An 18,465-nucleotide genomic window follows, 5' to 3' on the forward strand; every position below is an offset into this window, starting at 1 on the left:
CGAATGGCGCGCCTCCGGGTGACCCCGTGGCCCTGGCCGGGGTCCCATGCCCTATAGTCCCAAGGAAAGCCCCTACCCGCATGAGCGATCACCGCCTCCGCAAGCAACGCCGCCTCGAACGCCTGCAGCGCTTCCTCGACTGGGCCGGCCGCACCCATCCCGACTTCGTCGCCAAGCAGCAGCACCAGGAACTCTGGTTCAAACCCTATTCGGGCTATCCCCTGCCGCACCTGGGTCGCATCGCCAAGGCCTTCTGGTTGGGGCTGGACGAAGGCGCTGCGGTCGCCGTCGGCAGCGCGCCCGATCCCGACAGCCTGCTGGGCCAGGCGCTGCTCAATGCCGGCAAGACCTTCGGCTATCCGGTGGACGTCTTCGGCAGCGAAAAGCTCTTTACCGGCGGCGCGGCGAGCGAATTGCTCGAACCCCACTGGGCGCTGAATCTGGCCGACAGCGCTTCGGCCGAGGCCTTTGCCGCCGCGGTCAGCGAGCGTCTGGGCAATGCCGTGCGCGAGCGCCTCGGCCTCCTGGCGGCGCCCTTCGCCGAAATGGCGGACGAGGATCGCCAGCGGGTGCTGGAGCGGGTGCCCCAGGCGTTGATCCGCCTGGACGACTTTTTGCCGCGGGCGGTGGAGGTGCTCAACGAAACGCGCCACGAATTGAGATTCAACGTGGTGCTGACCCACGAGGACATTCGCCTGGAGATCCCCCGGCGGCTGGCGGCCAACCAGGGCCGACTGCTGAGTGACGCCGATGTCGCCGCGCTAAGGGCCGAAGCCGAGGCGGACCTGCGGGAGCGTTTCGCCGTGCTGGTGGGCGAAGCCGATGCCCTGGACTTCGATCTGCACCAGCTGGGCACGCCGCGCCTGCAGGAGCTGATGCGCCTGGAAGCCGACAAGCTGCGCCGCGCGCTGCGCCACGCCGTGACCCAGCAGCGCGAGAAGATGGCCTTCGCGGTGCTGCTGGAAAACAATCCGCGCTTCGGCCAGTACCACCAGAATTATCCGGCCCGCCGCCTGACCCGCACCTGGACCGCCCTGCTCGGCCCCACCAACAGCGGCAAGACCCACAGGTCCATCGAGGCCATGGCGGCGGTGACCCATGCCATCTACCTCTCGCCGCTGCGCTTGATGGCCCTGGAAAATCAGGAGCGCCTGGAATCCCTTGGCGTACCCTGCTCGCTGGTCACCGGCGAGGAGGAGATCATCCGCCCGGGCGCCACCCACTTCTGCTGCACCGTGGAGGAATTCGCCCGCTTCCGCCGCCAGCAGTGGGAAGTGGTGGTGGTCGACGAGGTGCAGATGCTGGCCGATCCGCAGCGCGGCTGGGCCTGGGTCGATGCCCTGGTCAGCGCCCACACCAAGCGCCTGCTGATGACCGGTCCGGCGCTGATCGAACCCTCACTGCGCACCCTCTGCGAGCTGTGCGAGGACCGCCTGGAGATCAAGCCCACCAAGCGCCTGTCGCCAGTCACGGTGGCGCGCCACGCCACCACCCTGGAGCGCCTGGAACCGGGTTCGCTGCTGGTGGCCTTCAGCCGTCGGGTGGTGCTGGAACTCAAGGGCCTGCTGGAGATGGCCGGGCGCCGGGTGTCGGTGGTCTATGGCGCCCTCTCGCCGGAGGTGCGGCGGGAACAGGCGCGGCGCTTCCGCGAAGGCGAGACCGAGATCATGGTCGCCACCGATGCCGTGGGCATGGGCCTCAACCTGCCGGCCCATACCCTGTGCTTCTACACCGACGAGAAATTCGACGGGGTGGAGAACCGGCCGCTGCGGGTGCAGGAGGTCAAGCAGATCGGCGGTCGCGCCGGACGGTTCGGTCATCATGCCGAGGGCGAGATCACCGCGCTCGAACCCCATGTGCTGCGCAACATCAAGCGGCTGTTCCACAGCCCTGACGATCCGGTTGACCTGCACCAGTTCCAGGTGCGACCGAGCCTGGAGCACCTGCGCGCGCTGTCCGAATTCATGGAAGAGCCCAGCCTGCTGCGCACCTGGCTGACCTTCAATCGCAACATCAACTATGGCGACGCCTTCGTCTCGGTACTGCCCGACGAGCTGGCCGAGTGGATCAAGCTGATCGACCTGCCCGGCATCGACTTCCAACTGCGCTGGATCTTCGCCTGCACGCCAATCCGTGGCGGCCTGGAAGGCCCGGCCAGCAGCCAGGCCCAGCGCTGGCTGCGCAGCGTCGCCCGCGGCGAGCCGGTGGATCTGCCGCGCATCCCCATGGGCACCGATCTCGCCGGACTGGAAAGCGCCCTGCACGTGGTGGAGACCTATCTGCACCTGTCCCGCAGCCTGCCCGAGCTGTTTCCGGCCCTGGAACGCGGCCAGGATCATCGCGACCTGCTTAACGACGCCATCACCCGGGAGCTGTCCCGCCGACGCCGGCCGCGTGGCCAGGAAAAGGGCCAGGGCAATGGCGGCCGCCGCCAGGGTCGCGGCGAGCGGCGCGGTGGGCGCTTCGGGCGTTAAGCGGATCGGGAGTCGCCGAGGGTCATGCTACCGATCGCGGCCATGGGCCGCTCCTACAGGGAAATGATGCTCCTGTAGGAGCGGCCCATGGCCGCGATAGTCCAAGCCAGAACGGCCGCATCGGCGGACCGCCATGGCCGCGATAAAGAAAGACAGTCGCTCCTACCGGGACGTCCCCAGCGGCGACCGCGCCTTGAAGCTCCAGGTGAAGAAGAATTCCGCCACCTGCTCACCGCTTTCGTCGGTGCCGATGCTGCGCAGCTCGACCTGCTGCGGCTTGCCGGTCTCCCGGGCGCGCACCAGCGCCGCGGCGATGGCCGCGCCCTGGTCGCAACGAAAGACGATGGTGCCCACAGCCTTCTTGCTAAAGGTCGCGCTCATGGCCACTACCAGCATGGCGTAGCGGCTGCCGGAAAGACGGATGTGCCGGTCGGCGAGGATGCCGGTGGAAAATTCCGCCGCCATGCCCTCCACCGCCCAGAACATGCTCTTGAAGGGATTCTGGTTCAGCCAGCCATGGGTGACCTGCATCTGGCACCCGGCATCGTCCAGGTGGCGCAGGCGCAGGCCGGCGATCTTGGCGATGGGCACCTTGGTCCAGACGAAGAGATTGAACAACAGTCGATTCATGGCGAGCGCATCCGGCAGCCTGGCCGGAGCGCCAGGTGCCCGCAGCTTAGCGCTTCGCCCCGTGCAGCTCCACGGCGCGCGCGCGCGGCCCGGTAGACAGTTCGCGACCCCCGGGTCGCGCGGCCGGGCGCCTCGCCGAAGAGGCGCCCGCGGGCCTTACAGCGGATTGGCGTTGAGTTGCTCGGCGTAGCGCCGGGTCATGAACACCGCGAACAGCAGGCCGGCCACCGCCAGGCTGCCGCCCACCAGGCCAACGTAGGGCATGCCGACATGGGTCCCCACCACGCTGCCGAGCAGGGCGCCGCCGCCGATGCCGACGTTGTAGATGCCGGAGAACAGCGCCATGGCGACGTCGGTGGCGTCCTTGGCCAGGGCCAGCACCTTGGATTGCAGCGCCAGGCCGAAACTCATGATGGCGATGCCCCAGATGACGCTCAGGCCCTCCAGCATGAAGCTCTTCCAGGCGAAGGGCAGCAGCAACAGCAGCGACAGGGCGATGCCAGCGATTGCCGCGATCAGGAAGCCATTGGGGAATCTCAGGCTGTAGCGGCTGAACAGCAGCGAGCCGATGACGCCGGAGCCGCCGAACAGCAGCAGCAAGGCGGTGATCTGCATGCCACCCATGCCCGCCACCTCCACGGCAAAGGGCTCGATGTAGCTGTAGCCGGTGAAGTGGGCGGTCACCACCAGGGTGGTGAGCAGGTAGATGCACAGCAGCGCCGGGCGCTTGAACAGCACCGGCAGGCTGGCCAGGGAACCGGAGTTCTCGCTGGGCAGCAGCGGCAGGTTGCGCGCCAGCCAGAGCACCGTGCCCACCGCCAGCGCCGCGATGGCGACGAAGGTGTAGCGCCAGCCCAGCAATTCACCCAGCACCCGGCCCAGCGGGATGCCCAGCACCATGGCCAGGCAGGTGCCGGTGGCCAGCAGGCCGAGCGCCTGGGTCTGCTTGCCGGCCGGGGCGATGCGCACCGCCAGCGAGGCGGTGATCGACCAGAACACCGCATGGGCGAAGGCGATGCCAATGCGGCTGGCCACCAGCACCTCGAAGCTCCAGGCCACCCCGGAGAGGCCGTGGCAGGCGATGAACACGATGAAGACGAACACCAGCAGCCGGCGCCGCTCGATGGAGCGGGTGGCGAGCATCATCGGCAGCGACATCAGGGCCACCACCCAGGCATAGATGGTCAGCATCAAGCCGACCTGCGAGGGGCGCATGTCGAAGCTGCGCCCGATGTCGCTGAGCAGCGCCACCGGAACAAATTCCGTGGTGTTGAAGATGAAGGCGGCCAGGGCCAGGGCGATGACACCGGACCAGCTGGGCTTCCGGGCTTCGGCGGTAGCATCCATGGGGGGTCTTCTACTCCAGAGCGAAAGGGTGGATGGCGACTCTCGGTCAGAAAGCCGACGACAAAAACCCACGAGCAAAGGCCTGGCCCGCCTGCGACGCCGGGTCGCGAGCGAGAAGTCTGCTGTAGGTAGGGATTGGAATTGAATGTAGTAAAAATTCTACGCTGTCGATTCGGACCATCACAACCTCCCGCAGTTGCGCCTGACAGCGGCAATCGCCTGGCCGAAGCGGCCAACCGCCTGATCGGTGGCGCTTTTTTACCTGGGAGCAGCACGCCGATCGCCTGGCGCTGCGACAAAACATCGCGAAACCTTTTGCCTGGACGAAGCTCCGAGCGAAACGCGCCGGACGATTGACCTTACCCCAGGGGCAAGCTCTAGCCTCGGCGTCACCAGCCCAGTCAGGAGCCTCCCCCATGCGTATCGTCCTCTCCTCCACCCTGCTCGCCCTCAGTCTGCTCGCCGGCGGCGTCGCCCAGGCCGCCGAGACCCAGCACCCGGCCCACCAGGACATGCAGAAGAGCATGGAGACCATGCACCAGGGCATGGAAGAAGGCCTCAAGGCCAAGGACCCGGACCTGGCCTTCGCCAAGGGCATGCTGGCCCATCACGAGGGCGCCGTCGACATGGCCCGCTATCAGCTGCAGCACGGCAAGGACCCGGAGATGCGCAAGCTGGCCGAGGACATCATCCAGGCCCAGCAGAAGGAAATCGACCAGCTCAATCGCTGGATCAAGGCCCACGGCAAGTAATGGCGCACCGCGTCCGGGACTGGCACAGTGGGACGCCAGTCCCGACGCGGAGTCCACCATGCTGATCGACCATCTGGATCATCTGGTCCTGACCACCATCGACCTCGCCGCCTGCGAGGATTTCTACACCCGGGTGCTGGGTATGCGCCTGGAGACCTTTGGCGCGGGGCGCAAGGCGCTGCGCTATGGCAACCAGAAGATCAATCTGCACGAGCGGGGGCACGAATTCGAACCCAAGGCGCACCTGCCGGTGCCGGGCGCCCTCGACCTCTGCTTCATCGCCCAGGAGCCGCTGGACCAGGTGATCGCCCATCTGCAGCGCGAGGGCTGGCCGATCATCGAAGGCCCGGTGGCTCGCACCGGGGCCACCGGACCGATTCGCTCGGTCTATGTCCGCGATCCCGACCTCAACCTGATCGAGATCGCCGAGTACCCGACCTAGGCTCTGCGCGAAAGGTCGCCGAGCGAAGGTCAGGCGAGGCGAAAAGAAGCCTGAGGAAGCGGAGTTTACGAGTGGTAAATGAGCATTCCGAAGGCGTTTTCAACGACGCATCACCGAGTGCAGGCACTTTTCGTACAGAGCCTAGCGCGGCCGACCGAACACCTGGGTCCAATAGAGGCTGTGGGTGCTCCGCGGATTCAGGGCATAGGCCGCGCCCATTTCGGTGAATTCCGGATTCATCAGATTGGCGCAGTGGCCCGGACTCGCCAGCCAGCCCTGCATGGCCTGGCTGACCGAACCGGCGCCCGCGGCGATGTTTTCACCGATGCGGGTCCAGCCGTAGCCCTGTTTGCCCACCCGCTCGGCCACGGTGCCGCCGCCGGGGGCGGTATGGGAGAAGTAGTCGCGACCGGCCATGTCCTGGCTGTGGGCCAGGGCGGCATTGGCCAGCGCCGGATTCCAGCGCAGCGGGGTGGTCGCGGCAAAACGCCGGGTGCCGCAGGTGCGCGCCTGGGCCCGGGCGCGATTGACCTCGGCCAGCACCGCCTTGCCAGCGCTCTGCCAGTCGCCCAGGCCGGCGCTCACCACCGGACGCGCCAGCACCAGCTGCCAGCGCGGACCCTGCTGACTCACCCCGATCTGCGCATAGTCGCTGCTGGCCAGCGGCCGGCAATACTGCTGGCGCAGTCCGGCCATGGCCGCCTGGGCGGTGGGGGCGCCCGCCAGCATGATCACCTGCACGGCCGATGCCTGATAACCCGCGGCGCGCAGATCGCCCTGCAGCCGATCGCGACCGGTCAGGCGCACCGCCGCGAGGCGACTGTCGGCGGCGAGCGGCGCCGCGGCGCGGGTGCCCGGGCACCCCTGGGGGGCGGCGCGATAGGCGTTGATCAGACTGACCAGGCGCGCCTCCTCGGGCGTCGCGGCGAGGGCAGCCTGGGTCAGCAGGGTCGTGGTCAGCAGCAGGGACAAGGCGGGGAAACGGGACATGCGCGAGCGGATCCGGAAAAGACGGAAGCGCTATGTACCCGGCCTGAATCCAGGGCGCAAGCCAGACCGGTGGCCAGCCGAGGAACGGATGGCAGTTTGCTTGCAAGGGTGATTGGAGTAGGCTCGCCGGCTCATTCAACAGGAGTCTCTCCCATGGCCAAAGCCTCTGCCCGCCACATCCTGGTTTCCAGCGAAGCCAAGTGCAACGAACTCAAAGCCGCCATCGAAGGGGGCGCCGATTTCGCCCAGGTGGCCAAGGACAACTCCAGCTGCCCCTCCAGCCGCCAGGGCGGTGACCTGGGCACCTTCCGCCCGGGCCAGATGGTCAAGGAATTCGACACCGTGGTGTTCAGCGCGCCGCTGCATCAGGTCCAGGGTCCGGTAAAGACCCAGTTCGGCTATCACCTGGTGGAAGTCACCAGCCGCGAAGATTGATCGCGCCGGTGCTCCCGCTCGCAGCGGGGGCACCTCCCTTCCCTGCGCCCAACCGGCTATCCTGCAGACCTCCTGTCTCACGAGGATAGTGCCATGTCCCTTCCCCTCGAACGTCACGGTCAGTGCCTGTGTGGCGCCGTCCAGCTGGATTGTCGCCTCGACAGCCTTGCCGTCTCGGCCTGTCATTGCCGGACCTGTCGCCGCTGGAGCGGTGGCCCGCTGCTGGCAGTGGACTGTGCTCAGCCACCAGTGATCGGCGGTGGCGATGCCCTGGCCGTCCATGCCTCGTCCGACTGGGCCGAGCGCGGCTTTTGTCGCCACTGCGGCACTCACCTGTTCTATCGCCTCAAGGCCGAGCCTTACTACGCCATTCCGGTGGGCCTGCTCGAGGGCAGCGACTGGTTGCTGGACAGCGAGATCTTCATCGAGGAAAAGCCGGCCTGGTATTGCTTCGCCAACCAGACCCGCCAGCTGACCGGCGCCGAGGCCATCGCCGAGCACGGCGAACAGGACTAGTCGCCTTCCGGCGCCAGCCATGACCACCGGTCGCCTCGCTGCGGGCGACCTCGGGGTCCTGCGCACGCTCGTTATCACGCCAAGGCTCATGCCAGAGCCCCGGCCCCTGCCGCACCTCTGATCCGTTGCGCCCGGTCGCCTGCGGCCTGGGCGCACATCCCTATCAAGCCGCCGGCAAACGCGCCGATGCCTGGGTGAGCTCCCTTTCCCAGCCTGCCAGACAAGAGGAACAATCATGGGGTTTCTGCAACGCTTCGGCGCGCGTGCCCGCCAGGGCGGTAGCGGCGTGTTCAGCCTGACCTGCTCCGCTCGCGAACTCGGCGACCGCCTCGGCGGCGTCGCCCTCAAGCCCACCTATATCGCCGGCTTCGTTTCGCCACACCTGGACCTGGACGCCATCGCCCAGCAGCTGGCGGGGCGCTTTCCCGGCGCATCCATCAGCCTGTGCACCACCTCCGGCGAACTCTGCGGCAGCGAGCAGCGCCTGTATTGCGCCGCCGACGGCGCCTGGGACCGGCTGGTGCTGCAATTCTTCGACGCCTCGGTGATCGCCTCGGCCGAGGTGGTGCACGTGCCGCTGGACAGCGAGGACATCCGCCGTGGCGGACCGCGGCGCAGCATGAAGGAGCGCCTCGCCCGCCTGACCGAGTCGCTCAAGCGCCTGCAGGTGCGCACGCCCATCGATCACCGCGATACCCTGGCCTTCGTGCTGTTCGACGGCCTGTCCGCCTCGGAATCCTTCTTCATGGAGGCGCTGTACGAGTCCGGCCGCTTCCCCTGCCTGTTCGTCGGCGGTTCCGCCGGCGGCAAGGGTGACTTCCGCCAGACGCTGCTGCACGATGGCCGCAAGGCCTATGAAAACCATGCCCAGCTGGTATTCCTGAAGATGGCCCGGAACACCCGCTTCGGGGTGTTCAAGAGCCAGAACTTCAGCGCCACGCCGCTCAGCCTCAGTGTCCTCACCGCCTCCCTGGAAGAGCGCTACATCAGCCAGGTGGTCGACAGCCGCGGCCAGATCAAGAGCATGGTGGCGGCCCTCTGCGAGGCCCTGAGCTGCAGCGCCGAGCAGCTGGAGCAGCGCCTGGCGGACTATTCCTTCGCCATCCGCGTGGGCGAGGAGCTGTTCGTCCGCTCCATCGCCCGCATCGACTACGAGCGCGAGCGCATCCACCTGTTCTGCGACGTGGCGCCCGGCGAAGAGCTGGTGATGGTCAAGCGCACCTCCCTGGTGGACGCCACCCGCGAGGATTTCGCCCGCTTCCTGCAGGGCAAGAGCGGTACCCCGCTGGTGGGCGTGCTCAACGACTGCATTCTGCGCCGCGCCAACAACGGCGCCGAGCTGCCGCGCATGGGCGAGGTGTTCGGCCAGACGCCGGTGGTGGGCTTTTCCACCTTTGGCGAGATCCTCGGCCTGAACCTCAACCAGACGCTCACCGCGGTGTTCTTTTTCCGTACCCCGGAGGGCGCGCCCTTCCGCGACGACTACGTCGACAACTTCGCCGCCCACTACGGCGAGTTCAAGGCCTTCTTCCTGCGCCGGCAGATCAAGAAGCTGGCCGGTCTGAGCCAGGTGGTGGTCAACCAGATCAACGAATTCAAGCGGCAGAACTTCACGGGTGTGGTGGATGCCCAGGGCCTCGACGACTCCATCCAGGCGGTGTTCGGCGGCCTCGCCGACCTTGGCCAGGTGCTGCGCCAGGCGCACCAGAGTCGCCAGGAGATCGGCGAGCAGTTGCGGCACTACTCCGGCGAATTGCACAGCAGCATGGACGATCTGGCGGGCAACATCCTGCAGCAGGGCGAGGTCACCCGCCAGGCCGACAGCACCGTGCAGCACCTCACCGAACAGGCCGAGGACGTGGTGCGCAGCGCCAACGAGCTGAGCCAGTCGAGTCTGCGCATCCAGTCCATCGTCCAGGTGATCCAGCAGATCGCCGGCCAGACCAACCTGCTGGCGCTCAACGCGGCTATCGAGGCGGCGCGCGCCGGCGAGAGCGGTCGCGGCTTCGCGGTGGTGGCCGACGAGGTGCGCAACCTGGCGGCCATCACCCACAAGAACGCCGCCGAGATCGGCGCCGACATCGACCAGTTGTCGCGCGCCATCAGCGAGGTCGGTGCCCATATCGCCGGCCAGGCCCAGGACGTGGGTTCGCTGCAGGAGCTGCTCGCCGTCCTGCGCGAGTCCGGTCGCCTCACCGCCCAGACCTCCCACCGCACCAAGGACATCGCCGATACCCTGACCGGTCTCACCGCCGCTACCTCGTCCTAAGGCAGGAGGGGACTTACCGTTCGTCGGCACTGACCGGCAAGTCCCGCCCTCTTCCCGCACCGCCGCCCCTCACCAGGAGGGGCGACCGGGTGACTCTAGCTCACCTCTCGAGTGACCGCAGGGTCACGGCCAGCGCCGTGGCTTGCGGCCCTGTTTTACCCTCATCAGCGACCCATGAGTCAGCAATAGACGCCCCAAACCCGCTCCCGGCCGCGTCTACGACTTTTGTAGTGACTATACGAAAGCACTACAAAACTGAGTTGACGACGCCCTTGTCTCCTGCAAATCTCTAGCTGCACCGGACGCGAACCCCCTATCCATGCGGGTCGCGCCTGGGCTCCGGGTGACCCTCGGGCCGTCTTGCGTAGTGATGCTCAAGAGGCACTACAAGAGAAGACGACTGAAATGCCGCGCTGCTCGAGGCAGCGTCGCCAGAGGTGACGTCCGGATCCATGTAGGAACGTACGGCGACATGACTCGACAGCTGGGCTGACCTTTCGCCTTCGCGACCGGTATCCGGGTGGCAACCGCCATCCCGCTGCCGGACGTTGGGAAAAGACTGGTACCCAAGCAAACCTCATCGAGAAGGATCGACTCATGTCCGCTTACGAGAACGACGTTCAGGCCATCGCCGCCCTCAAGAACAGCACCGGCAATCACTGGAGCGCCATCAATCCGGAGTACGCAGCGAGGATGCGCCTGCAGAATCGCTTCAAGACCGGTCTCGACATCGCCCGCCACTGCGCGGCCATCATGCGCCGGGACATGGCCGCCTACGACGCCGACAGCAGCGCCTACACCCAGTCGCTGGGCTGCTGGCACGGCTTCATCGGGCAGCAGAAGCTGATCGCCATCAAGAAGCACCTGGGCAGCACGAAAGGCCGCTACCTCTATCTGTCCGGCTGGATGATCGCCGCGCTGCGCTCGGAGTTCGGCCCGCTGCCGGATCAGTCCATGCACGAGAAGACCAGCGTGCCGGCACTGATCGAAGAGCTCTACACCTTCCTGCGCCAGGCCGACGCCCGCGAGCTGGGCATGCTGTTCCGCGAGCTGGACGCCGCCCGCGCCGCCGACGAGAACGCCAAGGCCGCCGCTATCCAGGCCAAGATCGACAGCCATGAAACCCATGTGGTGCCGATCATCGCCGATATCGACGCCGGGTTCGGCAACGCCGAGGCCACCTACCTCTTGGCCAAGAAGATGATCGAGGCCGGCGCCTGCTGCATCCAGCTGGAAAACCAGGTCTCCGACGAGAAGCAGTGCGGCCACCAGGACGGCAAGGTCACGGTGCCCCACGAGGACTTCCTGGCCAAGATCAATGCCGTGCGCTACGCCTTCCTCGAACTGGGCGTGGACGAGGGCGTCATCGTCGCCCGCACCGACTCCCTGGGCGCCGGCCTGACCAAGCAGATCGCCGTGAGCAAGCAGCCGGGCGACCTGGGTGACCAGTACAACGGCTTCCTCGACTGCGACGAGGTGGACGCCAGCCAGCTGGGCAACGGCGATGTGCTGATCAGCCGTGGCGGCAAGCTGCTCCGGCCCAAGCGCCTGGCCAGCGGCCTGTTCCAGTTCCGTGCCGGCAGCGGTGTGGATCGCGTGGTGCTGGACTGCATCACCTCGCTGCAGAACGGTGCCGACCTGCTGTGGATCGAGACCGAGAAGCCCCACGTTGGCCAGATCAAGGCCATGGTCGACCGCATCCGCGAGGTCGTGCCCAATGCCAAGCTGGTCTACAACAACAGCCCCTCCTTCAACTGGACCCTGAGCTTCCGCCAGCAGGTGTTCGACGCCCTGCAGGCCGAGGGCAAGGACGTCTCCGCCTACGACCGCGCCAAGCTGATGAGCGTGGACTACGACGACACCGAACTGGGGCGCCTGGCCGATGCGCGGATTCAGAGCTTCCAGCGCGATGCGGCGCGGGAGGCAGGCATCTTCCACCACCTGATCACCCTGCCCACCTACCACACCGCGGCCCTGTCCACCGACAATCTGGCCAAGGGCTACTTCGCCGAGGAAGGCATGCTGGCCTACGTCAAGGGCGTGCAGCGCCAGGAGATCCGCCAGGGCATCGCCTGCGTCAAGCACCAGAACATGGCCGGCTCCGACATGGGCGACGACCACAAGGAATACTTTGCCGGGGAGGCCGCGCTCAAGGCGGCGGGCAAGGACAACACCATGAACCAGTTCCATTGATCACGGCCACTGCGGAGGACACGCTCATGAACCTGAACGACAACCCCAGCCTGGACGATCTCAAGCAACTCTTCGGCCGGCTCAAGGACAAGAACCACAACCACATCCTCTGGGTCTGCGAGAGCGGCGCGGTGCACGTCGACCGCCTGCCCGGCGGCGAGACGCCCGAGCAATTCGAGGAGCGCCATCCCAGCCTGCGCATCCGCTTCAAAACCTACAACAAGGGCGGCGGCTACGTCGGCAAGTCGGCAGCGGCGGACGACAACTTCATCCGAAGCGTCCACACCGCCCTGCAGGAGCACTGGCGCCTGGCCGGTCGGCAGCAGCAGCCGGCCTACGTGGATCGCTACTGCTAGCCATGAAAAAGGGCGCGACGGGTAGCTGACCACCCGCCGCGCCCTGCCCCACCTTCGAGGCGACTCGCCTGATCCTGGATGGCCCTCCCGGATCGAGCGAGTCGCCTCTTCCATTTACAGCACGAACAGGTCCACGAAGCGATGCACCGGGGTGGCTTCCAGGCCTGCCTGATCCTTGCACAGCGCGAAGATCTGGGCGCAGCGACCGGCCGGGAAGCGCGTGGCCAGGTTGCTCTGGAATTTGCGCTCCAGCAGCGGAATGCCCTCTTCGCGGCGCCGGCGATGGCCGATGGGATATTCCACGGCGATCTTCTCGGTGCTGCTGCCATCGGTGAAGAACACCTGGAGGGCATTGGCGATGGATCTCTTGTCGGCTTCCAGGTATTCGCGGCTGTAGCGCTCGTCCTCGACGATCTCCATCTTCTCGCGCAGCTGATCGATGCGCGGATGCGCCTGGTGGAAGGCGTCCTCATAGTGCTCGGCGACCAGGTCGCCGAACAGCAGCGGCACGGCGATCATGTACTGCAGGCAGTGGTCGCGGTCAGCAGAGTTGGCCATGGGGCCCTGCTTGGAGATGATACGGATGGCCGATTCGTGGGTGGTCACCACGATCTTCTCGATCTGGTCGACGCGGTCGCGCACCTGGGGGTGCAGGATCACCGCGGCTTCGGCGGCGGTCTGGGCATGGAATTCCGCCGGGAAGCTGATCTTGAACAGCACGTTTTCCATCACGTAGCTGCCGAAGCCCTGGGGAAAGCTGAACTGACGCTGGTCCGCCGGCTTGGTGGCGAGATCCTTGTTGGTGTGACTGAACAGCACGTCGTAGAAGCCCCACTGGGGCGCGCTGAGCACGCCCGGGATACCCATCTCCCCACGCAGGGCGATGTCGGCCAGGCGTACACCACGGCTCGAGGCATCACCGGCGGCCCAGGACTTGCGGCTGCCGGCATTGGGTGCATGGCGATAGGTGCGCAGCGCCTGGCCATCGACGAAGGCGTGGGACAGCGCCGCCAGCAGTTGCTCGCGGTTGGCGCCCATCAGCTTGGCGCTGACCGCGGTGGAGGCCAGCTTGACCAGGAAGACGTGGTCCAGGCCGACTCGGTTGAAGGAGTTCTCCAGGGCGAAGACGCCCTGGATCTCGTGGGCCATGACCATGGCCTCCAGCACCTCGCGCATGGTCAGGGGCGCTTCGCCCTGGGCCACGCGGCGCTGGGAGAGGTGGTCGGCCACCGCCAGGATGGCGCCGAGGTTGTCGGAGGGATGGCCCCACTCGGCGGCCAGCCAGGTGTCGTTGTAGTCCAGCCAGCGAATGATGCAGCCGATGTCCCAGGCCGCCTTGACCGGGTCCAGGCGATAGCTGGTGCCCGGCACCCGCGCGCCCTGGGGTACCAGGGTGCCCTCCACCTGGGGGCCGAGCAGTTTGGTGCACTCGGGGAAACGCAGGGACAGCAGGCCGCAGCCGAGGGTGTCCATCAAGCAGTTGCGGGCGGTGTCCAGGGCCTCGCGGGAGGTGACCTGGTAGGTCAGCACATAGTCGGCCAGGTCCTGGATGACCTGGTCGTAATCGGGTCGGTTGTTGAGATCGACGTTGGCGCTCATGGAGGTTCCTTTATATAGCGTCTTATCGCGGTCATGGCGGTCTGCCGATGCGGCCGCTGTACGGGGTTAGGTTCATCGCGGCCATGGGCCGCTCCTACAGGACGCTCCCGCCCTTGTAGGAGCGGCCCATGGCCGCGATCAAACGATTAACGATTGGCGATGGGCGTGAAGGCCCGCTGCTCGACGCCGATGTAGTCCGCACTGGGGCGGATGATGCGGTTGTCGGCGCGCTGCTCGAAGACGTGGGCGCACCAGCCGGCCGTCCGCGAGCAGACGAAGATCGGGGTGAACAGCGGCGTCGGGATGCCGAGGAAGTGGTAGGCCGAGGCGTGGTAGAAGTCGGCGTTGGGAAACAGCCCCTTCTCTTCCTTCATGGTGCGGTCGATGGCTTCCGAGACCGGGAACAGCACGCTGTCTCCCACCTCTGCCGCCAATTGCCGGGCGTAGTCCTTGATCACCTCGTTGCGCGGATCGCTGTCGCGGTAGATGGCGTGGCCGAAGCCCATCACCTTTTCCTTGCGTTCTAGCATCTGCTTGAGGCCGCTGACCGCCTCCTCGGGCGAGGCGAAGCGCTCGATCAACGCCATGGCCGCCTCGTTGGCGCCGCCATGCAGCGGGCCGCGCAGGGAGCCGATGGCGCCGGTGACGCAGGAATAGAGATCCGACAGCGTCGAGGCGCAGACGCGGGCGGTAAAGGTGGAGGCGTTGAATTCGTGCTCGGCATAGAGGATCAGCGAGACGTTCATCACCCGGGCATGCAACTCGCTGGGCGCCTTGCCGTGCAGCAGGGTGAGGAAGTGGCTGGCGATGTCCGGGGCATCGCTGCTGCAGTCGATGCGGGTGCCGCTCTGGCTGAAGTGGTGCCAGTAGAGCAGGATCGCCGGAAAGGCGCCGAGCAGGCGATCGGCCACCTGCTGCTGGTCGGCGAAGCTGTGCTCCGGCTCCAGGGTGCCCAGCAGGGAGGCGCCGGTACGCATCACGTCCATGGGGTGGGCGCTGGCGGGGATGCGCTCCAGGCCTTCCTTGAGCGGCTGCGGCAGGTCGCGCAGGGCCGCCAGGCGCTGGCGATAGGCGTCCAGTTGCGCTTGCGTCGGCAGCTCGCCATAGAGCAGCAGGTGGGCGACTTCCTCGAAGTCGGCCCCGGCGGCCAACTCACGGATGTCGTAGCCCCGGTAGGTGAGGCCGGCGCCGGTCTTGCCGACGGTGCAAAGCGCGGTCCGGCCGGCGACCTGGCCACGCAGGCCGGCGCCGCCGAGGGTTTTACTGTCTGCCATCGTCTCGCTCCTCTTGGAGTTGTTGTGCGAAAAAGCGGGCGTTCAGGGTGGAGCGTCAGTGTTTCTGTTGTTGGAACAGGCGATCCAGCTGGTCCTCGTAGCGGTGATAGTCGATGCGGTCATAGAGTTCGGCGCGGGTCTGCATGGTGTCGACCACCGCCTGCTGGCTGCCATCGCGGCGGATCGCCGTATAGACGTTTTCGGCGGCGCGATTGGCCGCGCGGAAGGCCGACAATGGGTAGAGCACCAGGCCGACATCGGCACCGGCCAGCTCCTCGGTGGTGAACAGCGGCGTGGCGCCGAATTCGGTGATGTTGGCCAGGATCGGCACCTTCACCGCCTGGGCGAATTGGCGGTACATGGGCAATTCGGTTATGGCCTCGGGGAAGATCATGTCGGCGCCGGCCTCGACGCAGGCGCAGGCGCGATCGATGGCGGCCTGCAGGCCTTCCACCGCCAGGGCGTCGGTGCGCGCCATGATGACGAAGTCCGCATCGGTGCGGGCATCCACCGCGGCCTTGATGCGGTCGACCATCTCCTGCTGGCTGACGATCTCCTTGCCCGGCCGATGACCACAGCGCTTGGCGCCGACCTGATCCTCGATGTGCATGGCCGCCGCGCCGGCCTTGATCAGGGCACGGGTGGTGCGGGCCACGTTGAAGGCCGAGGCGCCGAAGCCGGTGTCGACGTCCACCAGCAGCGGCAGGTCGCAGACATCGGTGATGCGGCGGACGTCGATCAGCACGTCTTCCAGGCCGCTGATGCCCAGGTCCGGCAGCCCCAGGGAGCCGGCCGCGACCCCGCCGCCGGACAGGTAGATGGCCTGGAAGCCGGCGCGCTTGGCCAGCAGCGCATGATTGGCGTTGAGGGTGCCGACCACCTGCAGCGGGCGTTCGGCGGCGACGGCGGCGCGGAATTTCTGGCCGGGACTGACGGCAGGCATGGCGTTACCTCGACTGAGCTTGGACTAGGGGATGGTGCTGCAGATTGCGCTTGGAAGCGGCGATGTGGCGGCGCATCAGCAGCTCGGCCAGTTCGCCGTCGCCCTCGGCCAGGGCATCGAGGATGCGGTGGTGCTCGGCGAAGGCCTGGCGCGGACGATTGGGGGTGGCCGAGACCTTGAGTCGGTACATGCGCACCAGGTGATAGAGCTCGCCGCAGAGCAGCCGCACCAGCATGCCGTTGCCGCTGGCCTGGATGATGCGGTAGTGGAAGTCGTGGTCGCCTTCCTGCAGGTAGTAGCCGGTGCCGGCCTGGAACGCCGGATCGCGTTCGTGGGTATCCAGCAGCTGGCGCAATTCGTCGATGCCCTGGGGCGTGAGCCGCTCGGCCGCCAGGCGGCAGGCCATGCCTTCGAGGGATTCGCGGATTTCGTAGAGTTCGACCAGTTCGGCCAGGCTCAGGGCGGCGACCCGGGCGCCGGCATGGGGCACCCGCACCACCAGGCGCTGGCCTTCCAGACGATGGATGGCTTCGCGCAGCGGCCCGCGGCTGATGCCATAGGTGCGCGCCAGCTCGGGCTCGGAAATCTTGCTGCCCGGCGCCACGTCACCGCGGACGATGGCCTCGCGGATCCGGCGGAACACCTGCTCGGAGAGGGTCCCACTGTCGGTCTCGGGCGCTTCGGCCTGGAGGGGGCTATCGATCATTGTCGACACCTTTTGTGTTTATGGGCTGAATAACTACGCCTGAACGCCTTTCCAGTCAATCTTTGTCGACAATCCAGCTGTGACAGCCTGTATCTCGCTCCGCCAGAGGCGGTTCGCTACACTAGCGCGCCGCCCTCCCAGCCGACCTCGCCATGCCCCTCTGCCACCTGCATCCCCTGCCCTACCATGCCGATCCCACGGCGCGTTTCGCTCTGCTGCAGGGCGAGCCCGGCGCGGTGCTGCTGGATTCCGGGCGGCCGGTGGCCGAGCGCGGGCGCTACGACCTCATGGCGGCCTGGCCGCTGGCGGTGCTGCAACCGGCAGCCGACGAAGATGGCCGCGCTTTCTTCGCCCGGGCGCGTACCGCCTTGGTCAAACTGGGCCGGGCGGAATTGCCGGACGAGGTGGCGCTGCCCTTCGCCGGTGGCCTGCTGGGCTATCTCGGCTACGACTTCGGCCGGCGCTTGGAACGGCTGCCAGACGGCGCCCACGCCGATCTGCAACTGCCCGATAGCCGCCTGGGCCTCTATGCCTGGGCCCTGATCAGCGATCACCAGGCGCGGACCAGCCAGCTGGTCTGCCATCCGGCGCTGGACGCAGGGGAACGCCAGCGACTGATCGCCCTGTTCGACGCCGGGGCGGCGCCCGAGGCCGAAGGCTTCCGGCTGACCGCCCCCTTCGTCGCCGATATCGACGAGTCCACCTATCGCCAGCGCATCGAGGCCATCCAGGCCTATATCGCCGCCGGCGATTGCTACCAGGTCAACTTCGCCCAGCGCTTTCGCGCGCCCTTCCAGGGTTCGCCCTGGACCGCCTACCAGGCGCTACGCGCGGCCTGCCCGACGCCCTTCTCCGGCTATCTGGCGCTGGACAGGGGCGCCCTGCTCAGCCATTCACCGGAGCGCTTTCTGCGGGTCAGCCGCGGTCAGGTAGAAACGCGACCGATCAAGGGTACCCGTCCGCGCCGCGCCGATCCGGCCGCCGATGCCGCCGAGGCCAACACCCTGCTGGCCAGCACCAAGGATCGCGCCGAAAATCTGATGATCGTCGACCTGCTGCGCAACGACCTGGGGCGCAGCTGCCGGATCGGCTCGGTACGGGTGCCCGAGTTGTTCGCCCTGGAGAGCTATCCCAACGTCCACCACCTGGTCAGCGCCGTCACCGGCGAACTGGCCGCAGGGCTGGACGCCCTGGATCTCCTGGCCGGCAGCTTTCCCGGTGGCTCCATCACCGGGGCGCCGAAGATCCGCGCCATGCAGATCATCGACGAACTTGAAGAGACCCGCCGCGGCCCCTACTGCGGCTCGCTGCTCTATCTGGACGTGCGCGGCGAGAGCGACAGCTCCATCCTGATCCGCAGCCTGCTCGCCGAAGACGGCGTGCTCAGCTGCTGGGGCGGCGGCGGCATCGTCATGGATTCCCACTGGGCCGACGAATACGCCGAGTCCCTGGCCAAGGTGCGAGTGCTGCTGGAGACGCTGGCAGCCCACAGCTGATCCGGCTTTGCTACCATGGCCTCATCCCTTACCCGGCTGGAGT

General features: G+C 67.0%; 16 protein-coding genes and 1 pseudogene. 10 read left to right on the plus strand and 7 right to left on the minus strand.

Annotated elements, in window-relative coordinates; translation table 11 throughout:
* Window positions 1–80: 80 nt before the first annotated feature.
* Window positions 81–2,474: a DEAD/DEAH box helicase gene (locus tag PSK12I2_RS0114620; protein ID WP_027598984.1), complete on the plus strand. Its 2,394-nt coding sequence runs from the start codon at window positions 81–83 to the stop codon at window positions 2,472–2,474.
* A 162-nt stretch (window positions 2,475–2,636) separates the two neighbouring features.
* Here PSK12I2_RS0114620 and PSK12I2_RS0114625 read toward each other — a convergent pair whose 3' ends face one another.
* Together PSK12I2_RS0114625 and PSK12I2_RS0114630 are read right to left on the minus strand one after the other, a co-directional pair.
* Window positions 2,637–3,104 (minus strand): DUF4442 domain-containing protein, encoded by a 468-nt coding sequence (locus PSK12I2_RS0114625; RefSeq protein WP_027598985.1) that lies wholly within the window; start codon window positions 3,102–3,104, stop codon window positions 2,637–2,639.
* Between the two features lie 156 nt (window positions 3,105–3,260).
* Window positions 3,261–4,451 (minus strand): sugar transporter, encoded by a 1,191-nt coding sequence (locus tag PSK12I2_RS0114630; protein WP_007160527.1) that lies wholly within the window; start codon window positions 4,449–4,451, stop codon window positions 3,261–3,263.
* Window positions 4,452–4,867: 416 nt separating this feature from the next.
* On the opposite strand from PSK12I2_RS0114630, the gene PSK12I2_RS0114635 reads away from it, so the two are divergent.
* Together PSK12I2_RS0114635 and PSK12I2_RS0114640 are read left to right on the plus strand one after the other, a co-directional pair.
* The gene (locus PSK12I2_RS0114635; RefSeq protein WP_027598986.1) at window positions 4,868–5,203 is read left to right on the plus strand and encodes a DUF305 domain-containing protein; all 336 of its coding nucleotides are present in this window, start codon (window positions 4,868–4,870) and stop codon (window positions 5,201–5,203) included.
* Window positions 5,204–5,264: 61 nt separating this feature from the next.
* Window positions 5,265–5,645 (plus strand): VOC family protein, encoded by a 381-nt coding sequence (locus PSK12I2_RS0114640; RefSeq protein WP_027598987.1) that lies wholly within the window; start codon window positions 5,265–5,267, stop codon window positions 5,643–5,645.
* A 141-nt stretch (window positions 5,646–5,786) separates the two neighbouring features.
* Here the strand turns inward: PSK12I2_RS0114640 and PSK12I2_RS0114645 are convergent, their stop codons facing one another.
* The gene (locus PSK12I2_RS0114645; RefSeq protein ID WP_007160530.1) at window positions 5,787–6,635 is read right to left on the minus strand and encodes a CAP domain-containing protein; all 849 of its coding nucleotides are present in this window, start codon (window positions 6,633–6,635) and stop codon (window positions 5,787–5,789) included.
* A gap of 153 nt (window positions 6,636–6,788) precedes the next feature.
* Here PSK12I2_RS0114645 and PSK12I2_RS0114650 point away from each other — a divergent pair, with 153 nt between their 5' ends.
* From PSK12I2_RS0114650 to PSK12I2_RS0114670, 6 genes and pseudogenes are all read left to right on the plus strand, one after another.
* Entirely contained in the window at window positions 6,789–7,070 is a 282-nt protein-coding gene (locus tag PSK12I2_RS0114650) for a peptidylprolyl isomerase (protein ID WP_007160531.1), read from the plus strand.
* Between the two features lie 93 nt (window positions 7,071–7,163).
* On the plus strand, window positions 7,164–7,586 hold the full coding sequence (locus PSK12I2_RS0114655; protein ID WP_027598988.1) for a GFA family protein: 423 nt from the start codon (window positions 7,164–7,166) through the stop codon (window positions 7,584–7,586).
* Window positions 7,587–7,821: 235 nt separating this feature from the next.
* Window positions 7,822–8,931, plus strand: a pseudogene (locus PSK12I2_RS25560) (FIST signal transduction protein); the annotation flags it as partial.
* Window positions 8,932–8,934: 3 nt separating this feature from the next.
* On the plus strand, window positions 8,935–9,855 hold the full coding sequence (locus PSK12I2_RS25565; protein WP_371099732.1) for a methyl-accepting chemotaxis protein: 921 nt from the start codon (window positions 8,935–8,937) through the stop codon (window positions 9,853–9,855).
* A gap of 597 nt (window positions 9,856–10,452) precedes the next feature.
* The gene (locus tag PSK12I2_RS0114665; protein ID WP_027598990.1) at window positions 10,453–12,048 is read left to right on the plus strand and encodes an isocitrate lyase; all 1,596 of its coding nucleotides are present in this window, start codon (window positions 10,453–10,455) and stop codon (window positions 12,046–12,048) included.
* Between the two features lie 26 nt (window positions 12,049–12,074).
* Window positions 12,075–12,404 (plus strand): hypothetical protein, encoded by a 330-nt coding sequence (locus tag PSK12I2_RS0114670; protein ID WP_007160535.1) that lies wholly within the window; start codon window positions 12,075–12,077, stop codon window positions 12,402–12,404.
* A gap of 114 nt (window positions 12,405–12,518) precedes the next feature.
* On the opposite strand, the gene prpD is transcribed toward PSK12I2_RS0114670, so the two are convergent.
* The 4 genes from prpD to PSK12I2_RS0114690 form a co-directional block, all read right to left on the minus strand.
* Window positions 12,519–14,003 carry a 2-methylcitrate dehydratase gene (prpD, locus tag PSK12I2_RS0114675; protein WP_027598991.1) on the minus strand — a complete coding sequence of 495 codons (1,485 nt, stop codon included), beginning with the start codon at window positions 14,001–14,003 and terminating at the stop codon, window positions 12,519–12,521.
* Window positions 14,004–14,149: 146 nt separating this feature from the next.
* Window positions 14,150–15,277, minus strand: coding sequence for a 2-methylcitrate synthase (gene prpC, locus PSK12I2_RS0114680; RefSeq protein ID WP_027598992.1), 1,128 nt, complete (start codon window positions 15,275–15,277; stop codon window positions 14,150–14,152).
* Between the two features lie 55 nt (window positions 15,278–15,332).
* On the minus strand, window positions 15,333–16,220 hold the full coding sequence (prpB, locus tag PSK12I2_RS0114685; protein ID WP_027598993.1) for a methylisocitrate lyase: 888 nt from the start codon (window positions 16,218–16,220) through the stop codon (window positions 15,333–15,335).
* Between the two features lie 4 nt (window positions 16,221–16,224).
* Window positions 16,225–16,926 (minus strand): GntR family transcriptional regulator, encoded by a 702-nt coding sequence (locus tag PSK12I2_RS0114690; protein ID WP_027598994.1) that lies wholly within the window; start codon window positions 16,924–16,926, stop codon window positions 16,225–16,227.
* Window positions 16,927–17,078: 152 nt separating this feature from the next.
* On the opposite strand from PSK12I2_RS0114690, the gene pabB reads away from it, so the two are divergent.
* On the plus strand, window positions 17,079–18,422 hold the full coding sequence (gene pabB / locus PSK12I2_RS0114695) for an aminodeoxychorismate synthase component I (RefSeq protein ID WP_027598995.1): 1,344 nt from the start codon (window positions 17,079–17,081) through the stop codon (window positions 18,420–18,422).
* Window positions 18,423–18,465 lie beyond the last annotated feature (43 nt).

The organism is Pseudomonas sp. MOIL14HWK12:I2 (genome assembly GCF_000510745.1).
GTDB lineage: Bacteria > Pseudomonadota > Gammaproteobacteria > Pseudomonadales > Pseudomonadaceae > Chryseomonas > Chryseomonas oryzihabitans.

Coding starts and splice junctions, on each gene's coding strand:
- PSK12I2_RS0114620 (WP_027598984.1), top strand. CDS start 81: ATGAGCGATCACCGCCTCCGCAAGCAACGCCGCCTCGAACGCCTGCAG.
- PSK12I2_RS0114625 (WP_027598985.1), bottom strand. CDS start 3,104: ATGAATCGACTGTTGTTCAATCTCTTCGTCTGGACCAAGGTGCCCATC.
- PSK12I2_RS0114630 (WP_007160527.1), bottom strand. CDS start 4,451: ATGGATGCTACCGCCGAAGCCCGGAAGCCCAGCTGGTCCGGTGTCATC.
- PSK12I2_RS0114635 (WP_027598986.1), top strand. CDS start 4,868: ATGCGTATCGTCCTCTCCTCCACCCTGCTCGCCCTCAGTCTGCTCGCC.
- PSK12I2_RS0114645 (WP_007160530.1), bottom strand. CDS start 6,635: ATGTCCCGTTTCCCCGCCTTGTCCCTGCTGCTGACCACGACCCTGCTG.
- PSK12I2_RS0114650 (WP_007160531.1), top strand. CDS start 6,789: ATGGCCAAAGCCTCTGCCCGCCACATCCTGGTTTCCAGCGAAGCCAAG.
- PSK12I2_RS0114655 (WP_027598988.1), top strand. CDS start 7,164: ATGTCCCTTCCCCTCGAACGTCACGGTCAGTGCCTGTGTGGCGCCGTC.
- PSK12I2_RS25565 (WP_371099732.1), top strand. CDS start 8,935: ATGGGCGAGGTGTTCGGCCAGACGCCGGTGGTGGGCTTTTCCACCTTT.
- PSK12I2_RS0114665 (WP_027598990.1), top strand. CDS start 10,453: ATGTCCGCTTACGAGAACGACGTTCAGGCCATCGCCGCCCTCAAGAAC.
- PSK12I2_RS0114670 (WP_007160535.1), top strand. CDS start 12,075: ATGAACCTGAACGACAACCCCAGCCTGGACGATCTCAAGCAACTCTTC.
- prpD (WP_027598991.1), bottom strand. CDS start 14,003: ATGAGCGCCAACGTCGATCTCAACAACCGACCCGATTACGACCAGGTC.
- prpC (WP_027598992.1), bottom strand. CDS start 15,277: ATGGCAGACAGTAAAACCCTCGGCGGCGCCGGCCTGCGTGGCCAGGTC.
- prpB (WP_027598993.1), bottom strand. CDS start 16,220: ATGCCTGCCGTCAGTCCCGGCCAGAAATTCCGCGCCGCCGTCGCCGCC.
- PSK12I2_RS0114690 (WP_027598994.1), bottom strand. CDS start 16,926: ATGATCGATAGCCCCCTCCAGGCCGAAGCGCCCGAGACCGACAGTGGG.
- pabB (WP_027598995.1), top strand. CDS start 17,079: ATGCCCCTCTGCCACCTGCATCCCCTGCCCTACCATGCCGATCCCACG.